Raw genomic sequence first — 26991 nt, 5'->3', positions numbered from 1 at the left:
TGTTCTCCATAAAAGTTATGCTGGCGACAATAGCGAGAGTGAACCACCTGATCCCTTCCCGAACTCAGAAGTGAAACCTCTTAGCGCTGATGGTAGTGTGGGGTTACCCATGTGAGAGTAAGTCATCGCCAGCATCTAATTCCTAAAAAGCCTCCGTAAGGAGGCTTTTTTTTATCTCTATAGTCTTAAAATTTCTAATGGTATATGCCATATACAAAAAATACTCACTTTAGACTATTGCATCGTATAATTTATACAAATCTTGTGTTATAAAAAATAATAACGGCATAGATTTTGCTAGTAAAGTGAGGTTTGTTTATGAAGTTGTCTCTTGGGCTAAAAGTAGCGAACTCCCTATCGTTAACACCTCAATTACAACAGGCGATACGTTTATTGCAACTGTCAAGCCTTGAATTAGAGCAAGAAATTCAAAATCAATTAGATAGCAATCCACTATTAGAAAAAGTTGAAGAGCATATCGATCAACAAGTTGATGATAAGAAAATAGAAAATACTTCTGAGTTATCCGACCAGTTAAATGAGAACTATCTTCCCGATGATTTGCCTATGGATACGCAATGGGATGATGTTTATACTCATCAGCCAACAGCTTTGGGGAGTGGAGACTTTGAAGATAAACAAGAACAACATTCAGAAGATATGACGCTGAAACAACATTTAGAAGATCAGATTAACTTATTGAATTTTTCAAAAATCGATAAATTAATAGCCTTTTGTGTGATTGATGCTTTAGATGAAAAAGGTTTTTTATCTATCTCTATTGAAGAAACAGTAGAATCAGTAGAGCATTTACTAGACCAAGTTGGTTTAAGTCATTTAAATATAGAGGAAGATGAAGTTTTAGTTGTCTTAAAACATATACAGCAACTTGATCCTTTAGCAGTGGGTTCTAGAAATTTGGTTGAATGTTTATTTATACAACTCAATGCACTTCCTGATTCTATCAAAGAGAAATCAAATGCATTGAATGTACTTAAACATTATCAGTTTCTGATTACAAATGATTTGCAAAAGCTTCTTAAAGTAACGAGCTTATCAATTTTAGAGTTAAAAGAAACAATTAATTTAATTAAAACATTAAAGCCTTATCCAGGGATCGATTTTCAATCAAAACAATTTGAGTATCAAATTCCAGATGCAGTAGTGATGAAAAAAAATAATATGTGGAGTGTTGGGTTGAATCCAGACATCGCTCCTAAACTACGTGTGAATAGCTATTACTCTAGTCTAATTAAGAGGGCAGATTCTAGTGCAGATAACCAATACTTAAAAACACAATTATTGGAAGCTAAAAATTTTATTAAAAGTATTGATGAAAGACATAAAACTTTGTTAAAAGTCGCTACTTGTATAATTCGACATCAACAAGATTTTTTAGAATATGGTGATGAAGGTATGAAACCTTTAATTCTAAGAGACGTAGCAGAAGAGGTTGAGTTACATGAATCTACTGTTTCGCGTGTAACGACGAATAAATATATTTTAACGCCCAAAGGCTTATTTGAATTGAAATATTTTTTCTCAAGCCATGTTGGTACAACAACGGGTGGAGAATGTTCGTCTACTGCAATTCGAGCAAGAATTAAAAAGCTAATTTCTGCCGAAAGCCCACAAAAACCTCTCTCTGATAATACGATTGCAAATCTACTTAAAAATGAAGGTATAGATGTTGCAAGAAGAACTGTAGCGAAATATCGTGAATCTTTGCATATTCCATCTTCGTCAGATCGGAAAGTATTAATATAGTATGTGAGAATAAAAAAAGGAGGGACCATTAACCCTCTTTTTTGTTTCAAAATGATTGAGACTTAATGAATTAACTTTAAGATTTATAGTAAAATAGCCGACTTTTAGCCGTAGGTCCAAAGCGAGGTCTTTGATAATGAATAGCGAACAACTCACAGAAATTTTAAAACAAGCATTTCCGAGTGCAGAAGTAGTTGTGAGTGGACAGGCAGGCAAGTTTGACCTACGAGTTGTTGATGATCAGTTTGAAGGGAAACGTCCTGTTGTGCGTCAACAGCTTGTATATGCACCATTGAATAGTTTTATTTCAAGTGGCGAGGTACATGCAGTAACAATTAAAGCAATGACAAAAGAAGAATGGCGTAAAGCTAGCATGTTCGGAGTATAAAAGTTAAATGGATAAATTTCTTATTCAAGGTGGTACGAAATTACGTGGTGAAGTGCGTATTTCAGGCGCAAAAAATGCAGCTTTACCTTTGTTGGCTGCAACAATTCTTGCAGAAACTCCGATAACGATTACAAATGTACCTAATCTAAAAGATGTGAATACACTCGTTGAACTTATTGCAGGATTAGGCGTGACCATCTGTTATGAAAATGGCCATCTTGTGAGAGCAGATACATCTACCTTAGATAACCAGTTCGCACCTTATGAATTAGTAAAAACGATGCGTGCTTCAATCTTAGTTCTAGGTCCACTACTTGCAAGATATGGAACAGCACGTGTTTCTTTACCTGGAGGGTGTGCTATAGGATCACGCCCTGTAGACCAACATCTTAAAGCTTTAGAGGCTTTAGGCGCTACTATTGAAGTAGAGAATGGTTACGTGAATGCGCATGTTGATGGCCGCTTAAAAGGTGGTGAAGTTATTTTTGATATGGTAACTGTTGGTGGTACTGAAAATATACTAATGGCGGCTGTGCTTGCAGATGGTGTGACAACAATTAGAAACGCAGCCAAAGAACCAGAAATTACTGATCTAGCACACATGCTCGTTAAAATGGGTGCAAAAATTGAAGGTATAGATACAGATACTTTAGTTGTTACGGGTGTTGAGCATCTAAATGGCTGTGAACATGCAGTTGTTGCAGATCGTATAGAAACTGGGTCTTATTTAGCAGCAGCAGCAATTACAGGTGGCTGTATAAAAACGACACATACAGATCCAACGCTTCTTGAATCTGTTTTAGAAAAATTTGAAGAAATGGGTGCTGAGGTTACTCGTGGCGAGGATTGGATTGAACTTGATATGCAAGACAAACGTCCTAAAGCCGTAAGTTTTAGAACATTACCTCATCCTGAGTTTCCGACAGATATGCAAGCCCAAGTGATGGCTGTAAATACAATTGCAAAGGGTTTTGCAACGATCTCTGAAACAATTTTTGAGAATCGTTTCATGCACGTACCTGAGCTTTCGCGTATGGGTGCAAATATTCAAGTGGAAGGCAATGATGCAGTGGTAACTGGCGTGGATAAACTTTCAGCTGCCCCTGTAATGGCAACAGATTTACGTGCTTCTTTTTCTTTAGTATTGGCTGCGCTTGCTGCTGAAGGTGAAACTTTAGTGGATCGTATCTATCATATTGATCGTGGATATGAAAAAATTGAAGAGAAACTTCAAGGCCTTGGCGCACAAATTAAGCGAGTAAGTGAGTAAATCATGAGTGACCTAAGAAACGATGATCCAAATTTTGATGTAATGGGGAATTTTGATCATGGTTTGACATTGGCATTAAGCAAGGGACGTATTCTAAAAGAAACACTTCCTTTGCTAGAAACAGCAGGCATCAATCTATTAGAAGATCCTGAAAAGTCTCGTAAACTAATTTTTCCAACAACCCATAAGCATGTTCGTATTTTAATTTTGCGTGCTTCAGATGTACCAACGTATGTAGAAAATGGTGCTGCTGATATTGGCGTTGCAGGGAAAGATGTGCTAATGGAACATGGTGCTCAGAATGTATATGAACCATTAGATTTAAAAATTGCAAATTGTCGATTAATGACTGCAGCAAAAGTAGGCATGAAACGTCCTAAAGGTCGTTTAAAAATTGCGACGAAATATGTCAATCTAACACGCCAATATTATGCAAGTCTGGGTGAACAAGTCGATGTAATTAAATTATATGGTTCTATGGAGCTTGCGCCTTTAGTTGGTTTAGGTGACTACATTGTAGATGTTGTCGATACGGGAAATACTTTACGTGCAAATGGTCTAGAACCATTAGAAGAAATTTGCCAGGTATCTTCACGTTTAATTGTGAACAAAGCAAGCTTCAAGCGTAAACAAAACTTACTGAGCCCTATTTTAGAGAAATTAGAACAGGCTGTAGCTTCAAAATAGCCTTGGCATCGGGAAAATTTATAGGAGTAAGTAGAAAAAATTATGAACTCTTATAAATTGAATGAGATATCTTACCCACAAGTGACTTTAAAAAGGTTAAACTGAAGCCTTAATTGTTTAACTTGTGGGTAAATTGATGCGACGTTTATCGACTCAAGACCAAAATTTCAAACAGGTCTTTGCGGATTTATTGGCTTTCGAAACAGTCAACGATCCTGAGCTTCTTTCAACTGTAGATAAAATTATTGCTGATGTTCGTCAGTTTGGTGATGAGCATGTTCTTAAATTGACTCAACAGTTTGATCGACATCCTGCGCATCATTTTTCTGAACTTGAATTGACGCAAGAGCAATTAAAAAAGGCATTTGATCATTTAAATGTTGAAGTGCGCGAAGCATTAGAACTGGCTGCAACGCGTATTCGCACATTCCATCAAGCGCAGAAGCAAGAAGGATGGACTTATGTTGATGATCTAGGTAATACATTAGGTCAAAAAGTCACACCGCTTGATCGTGTTGGAATTTATGTACCAGGCGGTTTAGCATCTTATCCATCTTCTGTATTAATGAATGCAATTCCTGCACATGTTGCAGGTGTTGCAGAGATTATTATGGTTGTGCCCGCACCAAAGGGTGAGTTAAATCCACTGGTGCTTGCGGCTGCATATTTAGCAGGTGTAAGTCGAGTATTCACTATTGGTGGCGCGCAAGCTGTTGCTGCTTTAGCTTATGGCACTCAAACAATCCCACCTGTAGATAAAATTACAGGCCCAGGAAATCGCTTTGTTGCTGCCGCAAAACGTGCTGTGTTTGGGCAATGCGGTATTGATATGATTGCAGGGCCATCTGAAATTTTGGTGTATGCTGAAGGAAATAATGATCCTAAATGGATTGCAATGGATGTGCTCTCTCAGGCAGAGCATGATACGGTCGCCCAAGCCATTCTCATTACTCCTGATGAAAATTTTCTAGAAGCGGTTGCCCAAGCAATTGAGTCACATTTGGCTGAATTACCAAAGGCTGAAATTGCACGTACTTCTATTGAAAATCGTGGTGCGCTTATACTGGTTAAAGACAGAGCGGAAGCAATTGAATTAATTAATCAAGTTGCACCTGAGCATTTAGAGTTATGCTTAGATGAAGCTCAAGCGATGAGTGAAGAAATTCGTCATGCAGGTGCGATCTTCATGGGAAGATATACACCAGAAGCGATTGGTGATTATTGTGCAGGGCCAAATCATGTTTTACCTACTTCAGGTACGGCACGTTTCTCCTCACCACTCGGTGTGTATGATTTTCAAAAACGTTCTAGCTTGATTATGTGCTCGGAAGAAGGGGTAAAACCACTCGCAAAAGTTGCAGATATTCTGGCACAAGAAGAAAATTTAGATGCGCACGCACGTTCAGCACGTTACCGATATAAATAAGAATAATAAGGTGGTCTTTAAGACCACCTCAATCTGAGATGAAGTTAAATGACCATAACCAATGAAAAAATGCGTTTTTGGAGTCCTGAAGTTCGTGAGCTAGAACCTTATGTACCTGGTGAACAACCGAAGATTCAAAATCTTTTAAAATTAAATACAAATGAAAATCCATATCCACCTTCACCAAAAGTGGTAGAAGCTTTAGAAAAACAGTTGTCTAATCAGGCTGATGTACTACGTTTATATCCAGATCCTGATGCAAGTATTCTAAAAGAAGCGATTGCGCAACAGCAAAAAATTCAAGCTGATCATGTATTTGTAGGTAATGGATCAGATGAGGTTTTGGCACATATTTTTAAGGCATTCTTTCAGCAGGAAGAACCGGTATTATATTCGGATATTACTTACAGTTTTTACCCTGTATATAGTCAATTTTTTAATACTCACACAAAAGTCATTCCTTTAAATGAACATTTTGAAATTGATATTCGAGATTATCAACAACCTAATGGTGGGATCATAATCACAAATCCTAATGCGCCTACGAGTATTGCATTACCATTAAGTGAAATTGAGAAGCTTTTAAAAGACCATCCAAACCGTGTGGTTGTGATTGATGAGGCCTATGTAGATTTTGGTGCTGAATCAGCAGTTTCCTTGGTAGCGCATTATGAAAATCTTGTAGTTTGCCAAACGACGTCGAAGTCTCGTTCATTAGCAGGTTTAAGGGTAGGTTATGCGATTGCACAACCACATTTAATTGCAGCGTTAGAAACAGTAAAAAATAGTTTTAACTCATATCCAATTGATCGTTTAGCGATTGCTGCTGCGGTGGCTTCTTTTGAAGATCAGCCTTATTTCGAAGCACATTGTAATAAAGTGATTGAAAGTCGTGAAAAGTTAATTGCTGATTTAAAAATATTAGATTTTGATGTTTTACCATCTAAAGCAAACTTTATTTTTACCTCGCATCAGCACGAAAAAGCAAATATCTTGGCCGAAAAGCTACGAGAACAAGGTGTTATTGTACGTTATTTCAATAAGCCAAGAATTGATAACTTTTTGCGTATCACTATTGGTACAGATGAAGAGAATAAACGATTGGTCGATAGTTTAAAGGATATTTTAGAAACTATATAACTAGAAGAAAAATATGAAAAAAACGACAATTTGTTTAAATATGATTGTCAAAAATGAAGCGGATATTATTGTAGAAACGCTCGATAATATTCGCTTATCTATTGAAATTGATTATGTTGTTATTTGTGATACTGGTTCATCTGATGGTACACAAGATAAAATTACAAATTATTTAAAAACACATCATATTCAAGGTGAGGTACATGAGCATACTTGGAAAGATTTTGCATATAATCGCAACTTGGCACTGAGTTTGTGTGACGGAAAAGCAGACTATGTAATCGTCTTTGATGCCGATGATCGATTTCATGGTGAGTTTAGACTACCTCAGCCTTTAACTGATGATATTTATCATGTTACGTTTAAAAGTGCAGATAGAGAGTTTTTTTAGACGCGTAAAATATTATTTAAAAATAATAATATTGTGAAATGGGTGGGTGTACTACACGAGAGTATTATAAATATACAAGATCAACTGTCTGAAATTGAGATACAAGGCGATTATTATATTCAAACCGGTCATTTCGGTGCGAGGAGCCAAGATCCGCAAAAGTATTTAAAAGATGCACAAATGCTCACCCAGGCATTTGAAAATGAAAATGAAGATCTTCTTTTAAAAGCCAGATATGCTTATTATGCAGCAACATCGTATTATAGCTATAACGATATTACTCAAGCGATTTTTTGGTTTAAACAAAGAATTGAATATGCAAATCTGTCTTCCAATACGTTAGAAACCTACTTAGCCTGTCGTCATTTAGGATCGATTTATAAAGAACAGCAAGCATTTGATGAGGCGATTGTAGTTTGGTTGAAAGGGTGTAATGTTGAACCATTGTATTTAGAATGTCTGTACGAGTTGAGCCTTTTATACACCGAGCGTAATGAATACCATGTTGCTTATGACTTTGCTTTACTTGCAAAACAAAAGAAAATAGAAAAGCATGCCACTGCACTCGAAACACGTATCTTAAATTATGGGATTGACTATCAGGTGTTAAGCTTAGGTATTCAGTTGGGTGAATACCATCATGCTTATTTGGCATGGCGAGATTTGTTGAATCAACCCTTTTATTCGAAAGAGTTAACACAAATTATTTTGAATCATCGCGAGCTATTTTATAATAACTATGTGAGTCGTCTATCGTCTGAAGAGCAGGAAACTATTCAAAATGCATTGATACAACAAGAGCGTTATATTGAGTGATAAGTATTGATCAGCTCAAGCATGGCATTCACTTTATCAAAGCATTCTTGGTACTCAGCTTCCTCATCTGATGCAATGGTGATTCCACCGCCGGCCCAAATTGACAGTGATTCTTTGTATTTCTGAATAGAGCGTATAAGAATATTCCAACAACCTGTTCCATCTAGATTAAAGTAACCGAGTGAGCCACAATATGCTCCACGTGGTTTTTGTTCTAATTCTTCAATAATTTCCATGGCTCTAATTTTAGGTGCACCCGTAATAGAGCCACCAGGCAAGGCGGTGAGGAGCATATTTAAGGGAGAGGTCTCTATTGTCAACGTTGCATGAATTTCACTGACCATATGGTGTACTTGTTTAAAACTCTCAATTTCAAAAAGTTTTGGAGTTTTTACTGACCCATTTTCAGCATATACACTTAAATCATTGCGTAGTAAGTCTACAATCATCAAATTTTCTGCTTGGTCTTTCTCAGAATCCTTGAGTCGCTGTTTTGAAATTTCATCTTCTTGTATATTTAAAAATCTAGGCATTGTCCCTTTAATGGGACGTGTTGTTATTTGACGGTTAGGATGAAACTCAATAAATAACTCTGGTGAGCAACTCAGTAGCTCAAAGTCATTTAACTTTAGATAGCCGGCATAAGGTGCATGTGTGAGTTGCCAAAATTCTTGTGCGGTTGCAAGTAATTGTCCTTGCGCCGTTGCTGAAAATTTTTGGGTAAGATTAATTTGATAGCAGTCGCCTGCACGAATGTAATCTTGAACTTTTTGGAATTTTTGACTGTACTCTTGCTTGCTCCATTCAGCTTGGCAAGATGTGATTAAGCTAAAACTTATTTCGGACGAATCACTAGCAAGGAGATGCTCTACGAGGTTTAAGATTTCAACTGCTTGAATATCTGTACTGTAAAAAATCCATTGATGGTTTTCGTATTTTAAATATGAGTGATATAAACCTAAATATGCTGCAGGCTGTTGATGTTGCGGATAGTCAATAGCTTGTTGCGATGCATAATCATAACCAATAAAGCCCATCCACCCACCATTGAAACCGTTTTTTTGGGGTTTGTTTTTATGATGTTGGTCCAGTTGAATAAGCTTTAAAGGATGATCTTGAACGTTGTTTGAGTCAAGCGCATAAGAAAAATCATTTTGTCTGTTGAAATAAAAGCTTCCATCATGTTCTAACCAGTACTTTTCAGGCAAAAATGAAATAACGGGTTTACCATGATCTTGTAGAAAGATAATGCCATGAAGCTGTTGTAGTTTTTGTAATACTTGTGCAGGAGAAAGTGTTAAATTTGAAAGATGTTTTTGCATAACAAAAAAATAGCCATAATTATAGATTCTTTTGAATCATCAGTTGGTTAAAGCGATTTAAGGTTGATCTATTTCTGAGTGAATTGTTTCAAAGTGCAGTGGATAATGTTGATTCAATTTATCTTTAAAGTAGTGACGTAATGTCTGTTTGACACTTGGGAAAGCCAAAGAATCCCATGGAATATCTTCCTCTTTAAAGAGGCGAGTTTCAATTGTTTCAGGCCCTGCACCAAAAATACCGTCTTTCAATTGTGCTTTGAATAAGGCATATATTTGTCCAATATGAGGAATATCATACATACAGTATAAACCTTCGATATTAATATATGCTTCAGCTTCTTCAAAAGTCTCTCGAGCTGCACCTTCAGCCATGGTTTCTGCAAGTTCCATATAACCAGCAGGAAGTGTCCATAATCCATAGCGTGGTTCGATTGCTCGTCTGCAAAGAAGAATTTGATTTTCCCAAATGACTAGCGCACCACAAATTACTTTGGGATTTTCATAATGAATAGTTCCACAGGCCACACACACTTGACGAATTTTACTGTCACCTAATGGGACTTTTTTCGTGGTTTCATGCCCACATTTTTGGCAGTAGTGTATCGTCATCATGATTCTTCTATCTGTAAAATGGATTAAATTGCCTTATTTTATTATTTTGGCATGTCATATCAAAAAAGTCAGCAATATTCCCGTTATCGTCCTTACTTCAAAAAGCGAATTTAGATTTAATACAGTTTATTGTTATGATTTATAGCATTTTTATGACTTATTTAATAAAGCACAGTATGTTGATTTTATAAATGACAAAGAAATAAAAGGAAAAAAATAATGATGTATAAATATAAAGGTTATGCGCCGTCAACTATTTGTCTTCCATGGAATGGTTGGATTGAAGAGACTGCCAACGTAATTGGTCAAGTCACTTTAGGGAGCAACGTGAGCATTTGGTTTGGTGCAATTGTCAGAGGTGATACAGGAAGTATCCGTATTGGTGATTACACCAATGTGCAAGCTTATAGTATTTTAGAGGCAGGTGATGCTAAACATTTAGAAATTGGTGAGTATGTGACGGTTGAACATCATGCCACCTTACGTGGTTGCGCTGTCGGACATCATACTTTAATTGGTATGCATAGTATTGTTTCTGACTATGCTGTCGTTGGAAATTATTGCCTAATTGAAGCAAATACAGTGATAGAACCCCATCAAATTATTCCTGATTATTCAGTGGTTGCAGGTACTCCTGCAAAGGTTATTGCAAATGTGACTGAGCAACATGTTCAGCAGATTCAACATAAAGCAGAGATGGCTTATGGATTGATCGAAAATTATAGAGCACTTGAACCGTATTGGTTTGGCGATAACGAATAATTATAAAGAGGGTATCGCAAAGCTTTTTAGAGTTGCGTATGATACCTTAAATTTTTAAGTTTCTTTCACAATAAGGGCATGCATGAAACTGCTAGCACTCGAAACCGCAAATGACCAATGTTCTGTTTGTTTGATGCGTGATCAAGATATTCTATTTAAAGTTTTAAGTGATCAAGCAAAAATGCAAACACAAACATTATTGCCAATGATTGAGCAGGGCTTACAACATTGTAATTTAAACACTGAAGCATTAGATGTTATTGCATTTAGTCGTGGGCCAGGTTCTTTTAGTGGTGTAAGAATTAATGCTGCTGTTACACAAGCGCTTGCATGGGCAAATGATTTACCTGTAATAGGTGTTTCTACACTTCAAGCATTAGCACAGGCAGCGTATCGTGAGCATGGTTTGATGGCTGTTACTGCTGTGATTGATGCAAGAATGAAAGAAGTATATATCGCGAATTTTGAGTTAGATGATCACGGTATAATGCAAGCTGTAGATGCAGAACAACTATTAAGCTATGTAGAAGCAATGCAACATACAAAATTTACGCTTGTTGGTTCAGGAGCAAATTTGTTGCAAGAAAATACAATGTTTACTCATGTGAAAGCAACTGCTGAAGATATTGCAACCATTGCTATGTCGCTAGCTCAAGAAAAAAAATGGGTCAGTGCAGAATATGCATTGCCTGTATATTTGCGTGATAATGCATGGAAAAAAATTTCTGAACAAGGCAAGTCTTAATTCATGGATCTTATTTTACTTTTTAAAGCCGCGATTATGGGGTTGGTGGAAGGTGTTACCGAATTCCTACCGATCTCTAGTACGGGGCATCTTATTTTAACTGGTCAGTTACTCGATTTTTGGACACCTGAAAAAAGAGATATGTTCTCTGTTGCTGTACAAATTGGTGCAATTGCAGCAGTAATTTATCAGTATTGGAATAAACTCTGGGGTGCATTAATTGGTGCACTTACAGGTCAGGAACAAGGACGCCGTTTAAGTATTAACCTGATTATTGCGACTATTCCAATTATGGTGATTGGTCTTACTTTTGGTGAGGCATTAAAATCTTATTTGTTTAATGCAATTACTGTTGCGATTGCCCTCATTATTGGTGGGTTTATTATTTTATGGGCTGAAAAACGACAACATAAAACAGTCAGTCATGAAGTAGAACAATTAAGTTTTAAACAAGCTGCACTCATTGGTCTTATTCAATGCTTTGCACTGATTCCCGGTACATCTCGCTCTGGTTCCACAATTATAGGTTCTCTATTTTTAGGTGTGTCGCGTAAAGCGGCGGCAGAGTTTTCGTTCTTCTTAGGAATTCCTGTACTGATGGGCGCAGGATTGCTTGATATGTACAAAATGCGTCATGAGCTACATGTAGAAGATATGGAAATTCTAGGCGTTGGAATTATTGTTGCCTTCATTTCTGCATTGCTTGTGATTCGTGCATTAATTCGTTATGTATCTAAGCATGACTTTAGTGTTTTTGCTTATTATCGAATTATCTTTGGTCTCTTTATTTTAGTAACGTGGTGGACAGGCTGGGTAAGTTGGTAATGCAATTTGTTTGTTGGTTTGAGCAAGAGTACGAACAAAAAGCACATGAGATTGCAGCGCGCCTGCAATCTCGTGATGTCGATGTGGAGTTATGTATAACCGAGAAAGTGAATGCCAAATTTTTGCGTTTACATCCTGAGTTATCATTCGTGATTGATCGTGATGGTCTTAGTCTTTCTGCGCAAGGTATGAAAATGCAACCCGATTGGTATGCAGAAATTCCTAGACTAAAAAGAGCATCGTTAAAAACTGAAATGTTAGCTAGAGCCACACAGTCAAATGATGCGCCTATATTAATTGATGCAACAGCTGGTTTAGGTCATGACTCACTGTTAATGGCTAAGTTTGGTGCCCATGTAACGCTTATTGAGCGACACCCTATTTTATTTACATTGCTTGAAGAAGCATATGAAAGTGCAAAAAAAGATGTATTTTTAGCATCAATAACTGATAAAATTCAGCTTATATTTGCAGACTCAGCAAGCTATCTTGAACAGCTAGCGCAGATGAAACAAACTGTTGATGTTGTTTATTTGGACCCCATGTTCCCACAAAGAGACCAAAACCAACAAGGACAAAAAAAACAAGCACAGGTCAAAAAACAGATGCAACTTTTGCATATGCTATTGCCCGAACATGGTGAAATGGATTTAGGCGACCACTTACTTATTAAAGCAAGGAAAGTTGCAAAAAGAGTCATTGTAAAGCGACCGCGTCATGCAGTGTTCTTAAATAATGAAGAACCCAAGCATCAATGGCTAGGTGATGCATGTCGTTTCGATGCCTATTTCAATATGGACACATAAACAAGTTGTTGTTCGTTTTTGTAATGTAATGCTGTAGTGCGTGAGATATCGATTAGACTACATAAACAATAAATGAGCGATAACGTATAAAGCAACGCATGTTGCTGGCCAGCAAGAATCCTATGATAGACCTTAAGCCCTCTATTAATTTTTGGCATGATTTAAAAAGCAACCAAGCGGCAGGCTTATGGCTGTTTCTTGGTTCGCGTAAATCATTACAAATTGTACATCCATCTATTCTTCAGCTACTTTTCTGGGGAGCAGTCGCAGCAAGTGTAAATACGCTTTATAGTTGGATGGTTGCGGGACAAGTTGGGCATTTTAACTCTCAGGGACTTGTAAGCTATGCACTATGGCCTTTTATTGCATTAATCGTAGGTATTTTTCTTTCCCAAAGAATGAACAATACGCGCCTTATGCTCGTACCTGCTTTACTTTGGCTTGTGCTTGACAGCAATGTTTTACTCATTCAATGCTTTTTGCAGTACTTGGGTGATAATAATCTATTAAACTTTTTACCAGATCGTATTTATAACTTTTTACCCACTTTATTTATGGTGTTTTTTGTATGGCAAAGCTTGGCAGTTATTTGGGTCTTTTCACGTGAATTAAAGTGGCCTTGGTGGGAGAGGGCATTGATTATGTTTGCCACCATTTGCACACTTGTGGTTTGGCAAATGTCTGTTAAGCAACAACCGATTTGGAAAGTTGATGACTCACCTCCAACGATTTCAGAAGATGCACTGTATGCACAAGGCAATTTATTACGCCAAACATTAGAGCAAATACAGTTAGGTGATTTTTCACAAACGCATTGGTATTTTTTAGGCGTGGCTGGAGATAGCTACGACTCTGTATTTAGTTCAGAGGTACAACGTATTAAAGCGCAATTTGATACGCGTTTTGGAACCTTAGGGCGTTCTGTCCAATTGGTAAATGATCCAGATACCATCACAAAAATTCCAATTGCTTCAAAAACCAGTATTCAAATGGCTTTAAATCGTATTGGTCAGCAAATGAATAAAGATACTGACGTTTTATTTATGTATCTTACATCGCATGGGTTGGAAAACCATTTCGAACTTGAAAATGCACCCATTGACTTAAAGCAAATTGATCCTGAATGGCTAAGAGGTGCTTTAGATAAATCTGGTATTAAATGGCGTGTTATTGTCATTTCTGCATGTTATTCAGGAAGCTTTATCCCTGCATTGCAGTCAGAAAATACATTAGTTATTACTGCCTCGGCAGCAGATCGCTCATCATTTGGTTGCAATAGCGAATCTGATTATACTTATTTTGGTAGAGCTTTCTTCGATCAAGCAATGCGAGAGAAAAGCACTTTGCGTGATGCATTTAATGATGCGCAATCTACGGTATCTAAATGGGAAAATGCGCAAGGATTCCAACCTTCTGAACCACAATGGGTTTTAGGAAAGAGTATAGAGTTAATGTTGCCTCAACTCGAAAAACATCTTTTTCCAAGTCCGACTGTAATGCCAAATAATGCCAATCAAGTCCCTATCTCGACAGTACCCTAGGAAGAATAATATGGAACTATTACAAAAAAATTATTGTTTTGGTGGTGAGCAGAGAACTTATTCGTTGTTTTCTCACGTATTAAAAAGTGAAACGAAATTTTCTATATATCTTCCTGCACAGTCAATAGAGCAAAACTGTCCTGCTGTATTTTTTCTTGCTGGCCTCACGTGTAATGAAGAAACATTTGCAATAAAAGCCCATGCACAAAAGATGGCTGCAACATTGGGTATGATTTTAATTATGCCCGATACGTCACCACGAGGTGAAGATGTTGCTAATGAGCAGGCTTGGGATATTGGACAAGGTGCAGGATTTTATATAAATGCTCAAAAAATGCCATGGAAAAAACATTTCCATATGGAAAGCTATTTAATTGATGAGTTGTACCCTCAAGTTGTAGAAAGCTTTTTAATAGATAAGCAAAAGATTGGTATTATGGGGCATAGTATGGGAGGGCATGGTGCTTTAACCCTAGCATGGAAGTATCCTCATTTATTCAACTCTATTTCAGCATTTGCTCCGATTTGCGCAGCCAGTGAATGTGCATGGGGCGAAAAAGTTTTTTCTGCTTATTTGGGTGAAGATAAATTGGAATGGAAAAAGAATGACGCGGTAGCTTTAATTGAAAATAAAGGCGCATTATTTCCAAATATACTGATTGATCAAGGCTTAAATGATCAATTCCATGAACAACTTCAACCTGAGAAGCTTAAGGACATCTGTGAGAAAAAGGGTCAATTCCTCACGCTAAGATTCCATGATCATTATGACCATGGATATTACTTTATTCAGTCATTTATTGATGACCATTTGAAATTTCATATGGCTCAAATTAATGAGTAGATGATTCATCGGATATGTGCTGCCATGTCACATCAAATTCTTGGTGTGCCATTCGATTTAGATGGTCAATAATAACTTGCTCTAAACGTGCAAAGTCGACATCTTCTTTACCCTCGATAGAAACATCTAAAGTCGTTTCTTTTGGATAAAGGAAAACGTTTGCGTTTGGAAATGGAATGAAAAAAGCTGTTTCAGTTTCTTCAACTTCAAATTTATGTTTCCAGTGATTAAATAGTCTTTTTGCAATACGTTTTCCTTCTTCAGTATGAATTTGAGTAAAACTTTTCATATCTACGTATTCCCTTTAATTTTTTAATGAGAATTAATCTTAACAATATTGAATAAATTAGATGTAAGAAAAATGTAGTTAAAGCGCATTGATATTATACTTTCGTTTAAGACGATAACGCTTAGATTTGCTATAATCGTAGAATACCTGTTCATTGTTTGGGATTTTCATGTCTAAGCCATATCTTATTGCGCCGTCTATTCTATCTGCCGATTTTGCTCGTTTAGGCGAAGAGGTGGAAAACGTTTTAAATGCGGGCGCGGATGTTGTTCACTTTGATGTGATGGATAATCACTATGTACCTAACTTAACTTTTGGTGCTGGTGTATGTAAAGCCCTCAAAAATTATGGAATTAAAGCACCTATTGATGTGCATTTAATGGTTTCTCCTGTTGATCGTATGATTGGCGATTTTTTAGATGCGGGCGCTGATATTATTACCTTTCATCCAGAAGCATCAGATCATATTGATCGTTCTTTACAGTTAATTAAATCTGGCGGTGCAAAAGCAGGCCTCGTTTTTAATCCCGCGACGCCATTACATTATTTAGATTATGTATTAGATAAAGTAGATCAAATTCTTTTAATGAGTGTGAATCCTGGTTTTGGCGGTCAAAAGTTTATTCCGATGACTTTAGATAAATTACGCCAAGCTCGTCAAATTATTGATGCAAGTGGTCAAGATATTCGTTTAGAAGTAGACGGCGGTGTAACCCCAGAAAATATTGCTGAAATTGCTAAGGCAGGTGCAGATATGTTTGTTGCAGGATCTGCAATTTTTGGTAAGCCTGATTATAAAAGCGTAATTGACCAAATGCGTCAGGCATTACAAGAAGTAAAATAACGATAAATAAATATGTATCAGTCTTTTGGAAAGGAGGGTTGATACATATTCTTGAATAATGTGATCAATTAGATATTATTTGTAACATAATTAACGATATAATGGTTTTTTGCCTTATTTGGGGAAACCATGCAATTATTTGGTTCAAAACGTATATTGACGGTTATATTTTCTCTTTTTTGTATGAATGAGAGTGTGTTTGCAATAGAAAATGAAGTAAAACCAAGCATCGAAGGTGCTTGGGTACTTGAAAGTTATAAAGTTGAAGATCAAGCGACGCATCAATTTATTCCAGCTATGGGTGAACACCCAACTGGACGTGTAATTTTTACTTCAGATCATCGTATTAACTTTGTTTTGACTGGAGACAATAGAAATAAGAATGCGACGACAGATGCTGAAAAAGCAGCATTGCTTGATTCTGTAATTGCATATACAGGTAAATGGTCTTTGAAGGAAAATCAATGGTGTACAGATGTAGAGGCTGCATGGAATCCGAAGTGGGTTGGTACACAACAATGTCGAGAGTTCCATGTGCATGGTAATACCTTAGATGTTTTAACGCCGTGGCGTCAAATGCCGAATTGGCCAGGAACGACACGTTCAATCATTACATTTAAAAAAGATATTTAAAACTTTAGGGTATCGCCTTAGTTATTAAATAGGCGATACTCAAATAACTTTTTATAAAATATAAATATTTAAATTATCATATTGTCATACTTTTACTAAGGTATATATGTCCAAATCTTCATTCACGCTGTTTAAGGGCTTAATTACATTAATAGTTACGAAAATAGTTTGAATAGCATGTTCTGGCCTATTATGATCGGACAAATAGTTTTTATTTTTTATATATGCACATGACGAACGTTTTTCATCTTGCTGTGAAGTTACTTATTGCTTTTGCAATAGGTTGCTTTGGCGTGGTGAATGCAAAAATGCAAGTAGCATATATAGATATAGAGAAAAATGAAAAAATATCAATGTCACATCATGAGATGATGCAAACACATTGCATGGATTCAGACGATGGCTTTGAAAAAAATATAAAAAAACCTCATCAGCATAAAATAGGTTGTATCGATTGTCAGATTTTGCATTGTCAAAATACTAATTATGCATTTGCAGATCATAAAGCAGTGGTCAATCCTTTATTTGCAAATGAGACACTTATACAACCACCCTCACTTGAATATCACTCGGTACCTTTAAGCGGTTACTTACAAGAGATATTACGCCCTCCTAGAGTTTAATCTTTTTCTGAATATTCATTTTCTATTAAAAGGTTAATCTTATGTTACGTCAGTTATTTCGCCTATCTGTTATAGGTTTATGTGGTGTGCTGTCACAAATTTCTTTAGCACAAATCAACGAATATCATTTAGATATTAATGAACAAACTGTAAATGTTACGGGAAAATCTGTCCCTAAAATTACAGTTAACGGACAATTTCCTGCACCAACGTTAACCTTCAATGAGGGTGACGAAGCAGTCATTCATGTACATAATTCCTTAAAAAAAGAACCTACTTCTGTGCATTGGCATGGAATTTTATTGCCAAATTCAATGGATGGTGTACCAGGATTAGGTGGGTTTAAAGAGATCCAACCCAATGGTGATTTCACATATCGTTTTAAACTGCGTCAAAGCGGTACATATTGGTATCATGCTCACAGTGAAGGACAGGAGCAAGATGGTTTATATGGCTCATTTGTGGTTTATCCCAAAGATGATACCCCTTTAACATCCACTGAAAAAGTACAACACGATTATGTGGTAATGCTGTCAGATTTTCATACATCTTCAAGTAAAACGATTATGAAAAATCTTAAAAAATCGCCTGATTATTATCAAAATCAGCGTGAAACGATGATAGATGTATTTCATCAGGTACAACAACAAGGCATTAAAGCGACTTGGCAAGATCGTAAAATGTGGAACCAAATGCGTATGCTCAAAACAGACTTGAGTGATGTGACTGGTTATACATTCTTAATGAATGGTAAAACACCTCAGCAGAATTGGACTGGTTTATTCGAACAAGGAAATCGTGTTCGTTTGCGTTTCATTAATGCTTCGGCAATGTCATTCTTTGATGTAAGAATTCCCAACTTAAAAATGACAGTTGTCAGTGCAGATGGACAACCTGTAAAGCCTATAAGTGTAGATGAATTTCGTTTCGGTGCAGGTGAAACCTATGATGTGATTGTCGAACCAACCGCAGACAATTATCAAATTCAAGCCGAATCTATTGATCGAACAGGTTTTGCAGTTGGTAATTTGCATAATCAAGCCTCAAAGCCTACTGAATTTGTCATGCCAACACACCGACCAAGAGCATTATTAAATATGCAAGATATGGGTATGTCACATGATGAAATGGACATGTCTAAGCACAGCATGATGGGTATGGATCACTCAAAACATGCGATGAAAGATATGAATATGTCTGAGCATGACATGAAAAGTATGGATATGTCAGGGCATCAAATGCATATGGATCATATGAATATGTCAGGGCATCACAATATGCAAGATGTAAAGACTTCATCGGACGTGCCTAAATATGATCCAGCAGATGGTTGGGCCAATGCTTCGACCCCTAAAGGTTTGAAAATGTTGCAATATCAAGATTTACAATCATTGACACCTCAGAAAGATCAGCGCCCTGCAGACAAGACAATTGTTTTAAATTTAGATGGTAATATGGAGCGTTATATTTGGGAAATTAATGGCAAAAAATATAGCCAAGCGACTCCATTTAAAGTGAATTATGGTGAACGTATTCGAATGACTTTTGTGAATAACACCATGATGGCACATCCGATGCATTTACATGGGATGTTCTTCCAATTGGAAAATGGTCAATCTGAATCCAATATGCCTAATAAGCATACAGTTATTGTTCCACCTGGAAAAACGGTGAGTGTTTTATTAACAGCAGATGAGGCAGGTGAATGGGCACTACATTGTCATTTGCTGTATCACATGACTGCGGGCATGATGAGCACCTTAATTGTAAATACACCTGATCAGTCACAGTTACCTGCGGCAGCAACTACTGCACCGACAACCGTAGAAAAACAACATGAGCACCATGCTGATATGGATATGTCTGACATGATGTCTATGCCAATGGGAGGTCATCATGCACATCACTAAAGCATTTCAATTACTGACAGTCGTTAGCCTTGTATTAACTGCAATGCAAACATGGGCGAGTGATATGGAGACAATGGATCATCGTCATGGTGACCAAATTTATCAGGCAACAACGTTTGATAGTGAATGGCTTATGAATCGCCGTGGAGACGGGCAATTAGGTACAGGGCTAAAAACTTGGGTTGGAACAGATGAGAACAAACTGTTTATTGAAGCTGAACTAACTAAAGAAGAGTCTGAACACAAAGAATACGATATTTCGGCATTATATAGCCGTAATATTGCAACATTTTGGGATGCTCAAGTCGGTGCAAGATATAGAAATGATGCAAATAAGTATGAAGACAAAACTTCAATAGATGGCGTTGTTGGTTTACATGGTTTAGCTCCCTATTTTTTTGAAACTGAAGCTTATTTATATGTTGGACAAAATAATTATGCTGCATTTTCTTTAAGTACCAGTCGTGATTTTTTACTTACACAGAAATTGATTACTCAGCCTTATATCAATGCAACGCTTGTAATGAGTGATAAATCTCGTAGTGCTCAGAAAACTGGGTTATCTGAAGTGATGACAGGTGTACAAACACGTTATGAAATTACAAAAAATGTAATGCCTTTTATTCATTTCGCATATAAATATGATAAAGGACTAAAGCAAACCAATTGGCAACGTTATACAGAAGCTGAAGAAGGCTTTTATTATGGTGCTGGTGTGACTTTTAAGTTCTAATATTTTAAAAGAGCATGGTCGTTTTCTAACGATCATGCATCTCCTCTAGGATAAGAACATGGATTTATTTGAAATAAGCATGGATAGCCCTCTTGGTAAGCTTAGACTTGTTGCACATGATCAAGCACTTGTTGCTGTATGTTGGCCAGATGATGAAATAAGTATGTTTGCAAAGCAAAAATTTGCGATTAAGCATAATCATCCTATATTTGATTTAGCACAGTATCAACTCAATGAATATTTTAATAAAAAACGACAGGATTTTGATATTCCATTAGATTTTTTAGGAGGAACGCCGTTTCAACAGTCTGTATGGAATGCATTAAAGAAAATTCCTTTTGCAACCACATGGAGTTATTCAGATGTTGCATCTTATTTAAATCATCCACTTGCTATTCGTGCAATTGGTGGAACAATCGGTAAAAATCCACTATCGATTATTATTCCCTGCCATCGTGTGATTGGTAAAAATGGCAAACTTACAGGCTTTGCAGGTGGCTTAGACCGTAAAAAGTATTTATTAGAAATTGAAAATATAAGAATTGATGTATAATAACCTACTGAAAATTTTAGGTTAATTTATTCCGTGTTACTTTACTTATTTCTTGCTGTTCTTGTCTTTGTTGTTTTAGGCGTTATTTCGTCTCCCAAGTTTAAGGGAAAAGTAGGGGAGAGTATTGTTCATTTGCATTATAAAAAGTATTTAGATAACGACAAATATGTGCTGATAAATAACTGTACATTGCCAACGAGTCATGGCGGAACAACCCAAATTGATCATATTTTATTAAGTCCTTATGGTATTTTTGTACTTGAAACAAAGAATTATAAAGGATGGATTTTTGGCGATAAGTTTCAAAAACAATGGACACAATCTTTTCCAAAAAGCAAACATCGCTTTCAAAATCCACTACATCAAAATTATAAACATACGAAAGTTTTAGGTGAGTTATTAGAAAGCCAGATGAATTTTGATTTAAACCATTTATATTCGGTAATTATTTTTGTAGGGGAGTGCGAGTTTAAAACGGACATGCCTGAAAATGTATTACGTGGTAAAGCATGGGTAAATTATGTGAAACAGTTCGATACCCCTGTGCTGTCTATGGTCGCTGTCAGAAAAGCCCAATATTTAATTGAACAGCAGCTTTTAGAGCGTGGAAGAAAAACTGATAGATTGCATGTGAAAAATTTAAAGACTGCTCATCAAGGGAAATGAAGCATAAATAACTTATGCTTCATGTTGTAGCAGTTAAAACCGCTTTGGCATTTTTTGTCCATTGATTACAGGCATTTCAGCATTTTTGAGTACACCAAACAACCATGTCTCCGCATGATGAACGGCCTGTTTGATATGATCTCCTTGCGCTAAACGTCCTGCAATAAAGCTCGCGAGCGAGCAACCAGAACCATGAAACTCTCCCTCCAAGCGTGGACAGCGTGTTTCAGAAATTATTTCGCCGTTTATATACAGTGTATTTAGGATATGATCGGGCGTCGCTTCATGACCACCTTTTACAAGTACCGCTTGTGCACCCATTTTAAAGAGTGCTTGTGTCGCTTCATGTAGATCGTTTAACCCTGTGAGTGCACGTAGCTCTACAGTATTTGGGGTAATGAGAGTGGCCAATGGAATAAGAGCTTTAAATGCTTGTACCAAGGTTGCTTGATCGCCTAAAGAGCCACCACTGTTTGCAACCAAAACGGGGTCGAGCACATATAAATAATCTGGATGTTCACCCAAAAATTGTGCAAGTGCTGAAATATTATCTGTTGTACCGAGCATTCCTGATTTTACACAACGAATCGGTAAATCTTTAACGACAGCATTTGCTTGAGCAAGTAATAATTCTTTAGAGGTTGCTTCAAATCCAAACACTTGTTGAGAATTTTGAATAGTGAGTGCTGTACATGCAATCGCTGCATGTGCGCCACTTTGACCAATGGCTTCAATATCTGCTTGTAGTCCTGCACCGCCGGAAGGGTCTAAACCTGAAAAACAAAGTACTGTAGAACGCACGTAGAGAACTCCTAATTTGTTACACTTATGGTTAGTATAGGGTAAGTTTTCTAAAACTTCCGAGTTCTTTTTAAATGACTAACAGGTGAATCATGGATCAGATCAAGTATGTATTATTGGATTTAGATGGAACACTTACAGACCCAAAGCAGGGGATTCATGCTTGCATCCATTATGCAATGAATAAGTTAGGATTGCCTTTACCAGAAAATACCGATTTAGATTGGACTATAGGACCACCACTAAAACAGTCATTTGAGGTTTTATTAGATACTGTAGGTAGAAAGTCAGATGCAGAGCAAGCACTGATTTTTTATAGAGAGCGCTTTGCTGATGTAGGTCTATTTGAAAATTATGTTTATCCTCAGGTAAAGGAAACGTTACATATACTTAAAAATAAGGGTTACGTACTTTATTTAGCAACAGCCAAACCACAAATATATGCACAACGCATCTTAGCCCATTTTGAACTACTAGAATATTTTAAATATGCATACGGTAGTGAGTTAAATGGCGATCGCACCAATAAGGCAGATCTTATTGCTTACATTTTGCAAAGTGAAAAGATAAATGCAAATGAGTGTGTAATGGTTGGAGACCGTCGATATGATATTTTAGGGGCAAGACATCATCATATAGATACGATTGCTGTACGGTATGGTTATGGTACTGAGCAAGAGTTAGACGATGCTGCTCCTAAATATAGTGTTCAAAGTTTCAATGAGCTTATGAATATTTTATGACGGATGGTTGCTATGACTGCCTTTTTTTTCTTTTGAAGAAAGAAGGCTTTAACTCACTGAGTAGTACACCAATAATGACGAGTACACTACCAAAAATAGCATATTCGGAAAGTCTTTCACCTGCAATACGACCAATAATTCCTGCCCATACGGGTTCACCTGCATAAATAACCGTTGCACGAGCTGGATCGACAAATTGTTGTGCCCAGTTCATCGTAAATTGAATTAAAGCACTGGCTAGACCGATGGCAATGATGATAATGAACAGTGTCCATGAAAATGTAGGTAAATGATTTTCACCGACAATAGGCATACTGATGAATGCAGCCAGTGAGGCAACGATAAGTTGAATAATAGTCACACGCTGGGGATTTACTTTATTTGCAAATAAACCAATAAAAATAATTTCGAAAACGATCGCTACTGCACTGAGTAATGTAAATAATTGACCCGTATTTAATGAGATATTTAAAGAGTGGTTTCCTGTAAGTAAAACTAAACCTATAAATGCACATAGAATACCAATCCATGTCATCAGTCTTGGTGCTTTTTTGAAAATAATCCACTGAAATAAAGGTACCATTGGAACATATAATGCGGTCAAAAATGCCGACTCAGTACTTAAAATGCTTTGTAGACCTATCGTTTGTGCACCGTAGCCAATCGCAATCATACAGCCAATAGAACTGCCTGCTAGGATATCCAACCATGTTGTATTCTTTAATGCCTTCCACGACAGTAAGCAAATTGCAATAGAGGCAGCAGCAAACCTGCAACCCACAAAAAACATAGGGCTACTTAATGTTAATGCATATTGCACAGTTAAAAATGTACCACCCCATATAAAGGTAATAAAGATGAGTGTGAGTTCAGGGAAGTGTGAGTGTTGCGTAATACGACGCATGAAGCAATCTCGGTAAATATATTTTGTATAGAAATATGAAGCCACTTCTTTGGAGTGGCTTCAATTAATGACTTAGAGAAATATGCTCGGTTTTTGTGCAGCCTTTGCACGTGCTGCATGAAGTTTTTTGTAACTATCGATGAGGCGTAAATGGCGGTCTAGACCTTCAAGCTTCATACTTGTTGGTGTTAAACCATAGAAATGAACGTCACCTGTAATAGAACCAAGAGCAGCATCCATTTTTTCGTGACCAAACATTTTACGGAAGTTCATCTCGTAGTTACTCAATTCCAATTCATCGTCTAAGGTGACTTCAAGAACAACGTTGAGTGCCTGATAAAATAGCCCTCGGTCTACGGTATTGGTATTGTATTGTAAGAATGCCTCTACCAAATCTTTTGCAGTTTCAAAGTCTTTTAGGGCAAGGTAAATGAGCAACTTTAGCTCTAGAATTGTGAGTTGTCCCCACACCGTATTGTCATCAAACTCAATACCGATAAGTGTTGTAATATCGATGTAGTCATCTAGCTCACTTTCTTCTAGACGTTCCACTAATGCTTCAAGCTGTTCATCTTCTAAGCGATGTAAGTTTAGGATATCTTCACGGAAATTTAATGCTTGGTTGGTATTGTCCCAAATGAGGTCTTCGACCAAATAAACTTCAGAGTATCCCGGTACTAAAATACGGCAAGCAATCGCACCTAGATCATCATAAACAGCCATATATACTTCTTTGCCAAGCTCTTTAAGAATAGCAAATAATTTCTCTGCTTCTTCTACATTTGAAGCTTGGCCATGGTTTGAAAAGTCCCATTCTACAAATTCAAAGTCAGATTTTGAGCTGAAGAAGCGCCATGATACGACTCCACTTGAGTCGATGAAGTGTTCTACAAAGTTATTTGGTTCTTTAACTGCATGACTTCTAAATGTTGGTTGAGGTAGATCATTGAGCCCTTCAAAACTACGCCCTTGAAGTAGTTCTGTTAAACTTCTTTCTAAGGCTATTTCTAAACTTGGATGTGCACCAAAAGAAGCAAATACACCACCTGTACGCGGGTTCATGAGTGTCACGCACATCACAGGAAATTGACCACCTAAGGAAGCATCTTTGACCAATACAGGAAAGCCTTGTTCCTCTAAGGCTTTTATACCTGCTTGAATGCTTGGATATTTTTCTAATACGTGTTCAGGCACGTCTGGTAGACATATTTCCTTTTCTAGAATTTCACGTTTAACAGCACGTTCAAAAATTTCAGAAAGGCATTGTACTTGTGCCTCTGAAAGCGTATTTCCTGCACTCATTCCATTACTTAGGAACAAGTTTTCAACTAAGTTCGATGGGAAGTAAACGGTTTTACCATCTGAAAGGCGTGTATAAGGTAGCGAGCAAATACCACGCGCCGTATTTCCCGAATTTGTATCGTAAAGATGTGACCCACGAAGTTCATCTTCAGGGTTATAAATACTTAAACAGTGTGCATCTAAGATTTCTTCAGGTAATTCATCTTCAGGTCCTGGTTTAAACCAATGCTCATTAGGGTAGTGTACAAAGTCTGCATTGGCAATTTCTTCACCCCAAAACTGATCATTGTAGAAAAAGTTACAATTGAGACGTTCGATGAATTCACCAAGGGCAGAGGCAAGTGCACTTTCTTTGGTTGAACCTTTACCATTGGTAAAGCACATTGAAGAGTGTGCATCACGAATATGTAGTGACCAAACATTCGGTACAATATTTCGCCATGATGCAATTTCAATTTTCATGCCTAAGTTTTCTAAAATACTAGACATATTTGCAATTGTTTTTTCTAATGGTAAGTCTTTACCTAAAATATAGGTACCGTCTTCTGTTTGACCATTTGGAATAAGCAATGCCTGTGCATCGGCATCTAGGTTGTCGACTTCTTCAATAATGAATTCAGGTCCATTTTGCACAACGCGTTTGACCGTACAACGATCGATTGATCTTAAGATACCTTGACGATCTTTTGCTGAGATATCTGCTGGCAATTCAACTTGAATTTTAAAGATTTGTTGATAACGGTTTTCTGGGTCTACAATGTTATTTTGTGATAAACGAATATTTTCTGTAGGAATATTACGTGTTTGGCAGTAAAGTTTAACGAAATAAGCTGCACATAATGCAGAAGATGCAAGAAAATAGTCAAAAGGCCCTGGTGCTGAACCATCCCCCTTATAACGAATGGGTTGATCGGCAATGACGGTAAAATCATCGAACTTGGCTTCGAGACGAAGGTTGTCGAGAAAATTAACCTTGATTTCCATATTGGCACCTAATGCTTTTTCACCAAATCATGGCTTAGTGAAGAAAATAATTGTATAACGATTAAAAGCGTTGAATTCATTTATTCAAATGAGCAGTTCTAGTATAAAAGGAACTGAAATAATTATCATGTTTTCAGAGTTTTTATTCACTTTTATCGTGGTCGGTGGACAGATTTTATACTAAAAAAACTTTTCTTGTAGATCTTTAAAAAGCAAATTTTATACAAGGAAGTGATGTTTCAAGATTCAATTTGACTAAATTTCTTTTTTCAGAAAAATCATATTGATAAAATGTGTATATTTAGATAGAGAAATGTAGGTTTTATAAAGTCAGCTCTGATTTATCACTATAATACTTAAGCGCATTTTAATTGTTATATTATAACATCTGTGTATGTAATCTTGAAAATGTACCTGATTACAAAAATAGCTTATCATAAAAATCTAATAGTAAAATGGACCCTCTATGCTTACTCGTTTTTTAGGTTCAGTCGTTGCCGGCTGTGTTAGTTTAGCCATGTTAGGCATTTCTCCGTCGTTGTATGCAGCGAAGAAACCTCACATTCAGCCAACAACCCTCACGGTCATTGGATATCATGAGGTAACCAACCAAGCAAATGATGCATTAATTCCATTTTATGCGGTAACCACAGAAAACTTTGAA

Annotated in this window: 29 protein-coding genes and 1 rRNA gene; 24 read left to right on the top strand and 6 right to left on the bottom strand. The window is 36.8% G+C overall.

Going from position 1 to position 26991, the window contains the following annotated elements; genetic code table 11:
• Window positions 1-19: 19 nt before the first annotated feature.
• The 9 genes from rrf to I2F23_RS10535 all read left to right on the top strand — a co-directional run bounded on the left by rrf (window position 20) and on the right by I2F23_RS10535 (window position 7885).
• Window positions 20-134: ribosomal RNA gene (gene rrf / locus I2F23_RS10575) — 5S ribosomal RNA — on the top strand.
• A gap of 184 nt (window positions 135-318) precedes the next feature.
• Window positions 319-1767 (top strand): RNA polymerase factor sigma-54, encoded by a 1449-nt coding sequence (locus I2F23_RS10570; protein ID WP_195772562.1) that lies wholly within the window; start codon window positions 319-321, stop codon window positions 1765-1767.
• A 136-nt stretch (window positions 1768-1903) separates the two neighbouring features.
• Window positions 1904-2155 (top strand): BolA family iron metabolism protein IbaG, encoded by a 252-nt coding sequence (gene ibaG, locus I2F23_RS10565; RefSeq protein WP_195772561.1) that lies wholly within the window; start codon window positions 1904-1906, stop codon window positions 2153-2155.
• Window positions 2156-2162: 7 nt separating this feature from the next.
• Entirely contained in the window at window positions 2163-3425 is a 1263-nt protein-coding gene (murA, locus tag I2F23_RS10560) for a UDP-N-acetylglucosamine 1-carboxyvinyltransferase (protein ID WP_195772560.1), read from the top strand.
• Window positions 3426-3428: 3 nt separating this feature from the next.
• On the top strand, window positions 3429-4112 hold the full coding sequence (gene hisG, locus I2F23_RS10555) for an ATP phosphoribosyltransferase (RefSeq protein WP_195772559.1): 684 nt from the start codon (window positions 3429-3431) through the stop codon (window positions 4110-4112).
• A gap of 124 nt (window positions 4113-4236) precedes the next feature.
• Window positions 4237-5538, top strand: a complete 1302-nt coding sequence (hisD, locus tag I2F23_RS10550) for a histidinol dehydrogenase (RefSeq protein ID WP_195772558.1) — start codon at window positions 4237-4239, stop codon at window positions 5536-5538.
• Window positions 5539-5586: 48 nt separating this feature from the next.
• A complete protein-coding gene (gene hisC / locus I2F23_RS10545) occupies window positions 5587-6678 on the top strand; it encodes a histidinol-phosphate transaminase (protein ID WP_195772557.1) in 1092 nt (363 codons plus the stop codon).
• A 13-nt stretch (window positions 6679-6691) separates the two neighbouring features.
• A complete protein-coding gene (locus I2F23_RS10540) occupies window positions 6692-7069 on the top strand; it encodes a glycosyltransferase (protein WP_195772556.1) in 378 nt (125 codons plus the stop codon).
• 42 nt (window positions 7070-7111) lie between these two features.
• Entirely contained in the window at window positions 7112-7885 is a 774-nt protein-coding gene (locus I2F23_RS10535) for a hypothetical protein (RefSeq protein ID WP_195772555.1), read from the top strand.
• Here I2F23_RS10535 and pabB read toward each other — a convergent pair.
• Complete coding sequence (pabB, locus tag I2F23_RS10530) at window positions 7873-9207, bottom strand: aminodeoxychorismate synthase component I (RefSeq protein ID WP_195772554.1); 1335 nt, start codon at window positions 9205-9207, stop codon at window positions 7873-7875. The genes I2F23_RS10535 and pabB overlap by 13 nt on opposite strands.
• 57 nt (window positions 9208-9264) lie before the next feature.
• The gene (locus I2F23_RS10525) at window positions 9265-9816 is read right to left on the bottom strand and encodes an NUDIX hydrolase (RefSeq protein ID WP_213014707.1); all 552 of its coding nucleotides are present in this window, start codon (window positions 9814-9816) and stop codon (window positions 9265-9267) included.
• A gap of 222 nt (window positions 9817-10038) precedes the next feature.
• On the opposite strand from I2F23_RS10525, the gene I2F23_RS10520 reads away from it, so the two are divergent.
• The 6 genes from I2F23_RS10520 (at window position 10039) to fghA (ending at window position 15342) form a co-directional block, all read left to right on the top strand.
• A complete protein-coding gene (locus I2F23_RS10520; RefSeq protein WP_195772553.1) occupies window positions 10039-10581 on the top strand; it encodes a gamma carbonic anhydrase family protein in 543 nt (180 codons plus the stop codon).
• Between the two features lie 82 nt (window positions 10582-10663).
• Window positions 10664-11326 (top strand): tRNA (adenosine(37)-N6)-threonylcarbamoyltransferase complex dimerization subunit type 1 TsaB, encoded by a 663-nt coding sequence (gene tsaB, locus I2F23_RS10515; RefSeq protein WP_195772552.1) that lies wholly within the window; start codon window positions 10664-10666, stop codon window positions 11324-11326.
• Window positions 11327-11329: 3 nt separating this feature from the next.
• The gene (locus tag I2F23_RS10510) at window positions 11330-12151 is read left to right on the top strand and encodes an undecaprenyl-diphosphate phosphatase (protein ID WP_195772551.1); all 822 of its coding nucleotides are present in this window, start codon (window positions 11330-11332) and stop codon (window positions 12149-12151) included.
• Window positions 12151-12957 (top strand): class I SAM-dependent methyltransferase, encoded by an 807-nt coding sequence (locus I2F23_RS10505; RefSeq protein WP_195772550.1) that lies wholly within the window; start codon window positions 12151-12153, stop codon window positions 12955-12957. Before I2F23_RS10510 ends, I2F23_RS10505 begins: the two co-directional genes overlap by 1 nt.
• A gap of 122 nt (window positions 12958-13079) precedes the next feature.
• On the top strand, window positions 13080-14498 hold the full coding sequence (locus tag I2F23_RS10500; RefSeq protein WP_195772549.1) for a C13 family peptidase: 1419 nt from the start codon (window positions 13080-13082) through the stop codon (window positions 14496-14498).
• Window positions 14499-14508: 10 nt separating this feature from the next.
• Complete coding sequence (gene fghA / locus I2F23_RS10495; RefSeq protein WP_195772548.1) at window positions 14509-15342, top strand: S-formylglutathione hydrolase; 834 nt, start codon at window positions 14509-14511, stop codon at window positions 15340-15342.
• Here the strand turns inward: fghA and I2F23_RS10490 are convergent.
• Window positions 15332-15631: a DUF2218 domain-containing protein gene (locus I2F23_RS10490; protein ID WP_195772547.1), complete on the bottom strand. Its 300-nt coding sequence runs from the start codon at window positions 15629-15631 to the stop codon at window positions 15332-15334. The genes fghA and I2F23_RS10490 overlap by 11 nt on opposite strands.
• A 169-nt stretch (window positions 15632-15800) precedes the next feature.
• Between I2F23_RS10490 and rpe the strand changes: the two genes are divergently transcribed.
• From rpe to I2F23_RS10455, 7 genes are all read left to right on the top strand, one after another.
• The gene (gene rpe / locus I2F23_RS10485; RefSeq protein WP_195772546.1) at window positions 15801-16475 is read left to right on the top strand and encodes a ribulose-phosphate 3-epimerase; all 675 of its coding nucleotides are present in this window, start codon (window positions 15801-15803) and stop codon (window positions 16473-16475) included.
• Window positions 16476-16604: 129 nt separating this feature from the next.
• Window positions 16605-17108: a lipocalin-like domain-containing protein gene (locus I2F23_RS10480; protein WP_228284810.1), complete on the top strand. Its 504-nt coding sequence runs from the start codon at window positions 16605-16607 to the stop codon at window positions 17106-17108.
• A gap of 230 nt (window positions 17109-17338) precedes the next feature.
• Window positions 17339-17731 carry a hypothetical protein gene (locus tag I2F23_RS10475; RefSeq protein ID WP_195772545.1) on the top strand — a complete coding sequence of 131 codons (393 nt, stop codon included), beginning with the start codon at window positions 17339-17341 and terminating at the stop codon, window positions 17729-17731.
• Window positions 17732-17772: 41 nt separating this feature from the next.
• Window positions 17773-19641, top strand: coding sequence for a copper resistance system multicopper oxidase (locus tag I2F23_RS10470; protein ID WP_195772544.1), 1869 nt, complete (start codon window positions 17773-17775; stop codon window positions 19639-19641).
• Complete coding sequence (locus tag I2F23_RS10465; protein WP_195772543.1) at window positions 19628-20374, top strand: copper resistance protein B; 747 nt, start codon at window positions 19628-19630, stop codon at window positions 20372-20374. Before I2F23_RS10470 ends, I2F23_RS10465 begins: the two co-directional genes overlap by 14 nt.
• 58 nt (window positions 20375-20432) lie before the next feature.
• Entirely contained in the window at window positions 20433-20927 is a 495-nt protein-coding gene (locus tag I2F23_RS10460; protein WP_195772542.1) for a methylated-DNA--[protein]-cysteine S-methyltransferase, read from the top strand.
• 33 nt (window positions 20928-20960) lie between these two features.
• Window positions 20961-21593: a nuclease-related domain-containing protein gene (locus I2F23_RS10455; RefSeq protein WP_195772541.1), complete on the top strand. Its 633-nt coding sequence runs from the start codon at window positions 20961-20963 to the stop codon at window positions 21591-21593.
• Between the two features lie 33 nt (window positions 21594-21626).
• On the opposite strand, the gene I2F23_RS10450 is transcribed toward I2F23_RS10455, so the two are convergent.
• A complete protein-coding gene (locus tag I2F23_RS10450) occupies window positions 21627-22394 on the bottom strand; it encodes a hydroxymethylpyrimidine/phosphomethylpyrimidine kinase (protein ID WP_195772540.1) in 768 nt (255 codons plus the stop codon).
• 92 nt (window positions 22395-22486) lie between these two features.
• Between I2F23_RS10450 and I2F23_RS10445 the strand changes: the two genes are divergently transcribed.
• A complete protein-coding gene (locus I2F23_RS10445) occupies window positions 22487-23137 on the top strand; it encodes an HAD-IA family hydrolase (protein ID WP_195772539.1) in 651 nt (216 codons plus the stop codon).
• Between the two features lie 10 nt (window positions 23138-23147).
• Here I2F23_RS10445 and I2F23_RS10440 read toward each other — a convergent pair whose 3' ends face one another.
• Together I2F23_RS10440 and I2F23_RS10435 are read right to left on the bottom strand one after the other, a co-directional pair.
• A complete protein-coding gene (locus tag I2F23_RS10440) occupies window positions 23148-24041 on the bottom strand; it encodes a DMT family transporter (protein WP_195772538.1) in 894 nt (297 codons plus the stop codon).
• 72 nt (window positions 24042-24113) lie between these two features.
• Entirely contained in the window at window positions 24114-26327 is a 2214-nt protein-coding gene (locus tag I2F23_RS10435; RefSeq protein ID WP_195772537.1) for an OsmC domain/YcaO domain-containing protein, read from the bottom strand.
• 466 nt (window positions 26328-26793) lie between these two features.
• Here I2F23_RS10435 and I2F23_RS10430 point away from each other — a divergent pair.
• Window positions 26794-26991 (top strand): hypothetical protein (locus I2F23_RS10430; RefSeq protein WP_195772160.1); only part of this gene is annotated, 198 nt, incomplete at its 3' end.

This window comes from Acinetobacter pollinis (genome assembly GCF_015627175.1).
Taxonomy (GTDB): Bacteria; Pseudomonadota; Gammaproteobacteria; order Pseudomonadales; family Moraxellaceae; genus Acinetobacter; species Acinetobacter pollinis.
This window is presented reverse-complemented; position numbering and strand designations above follow the sequence as displayed.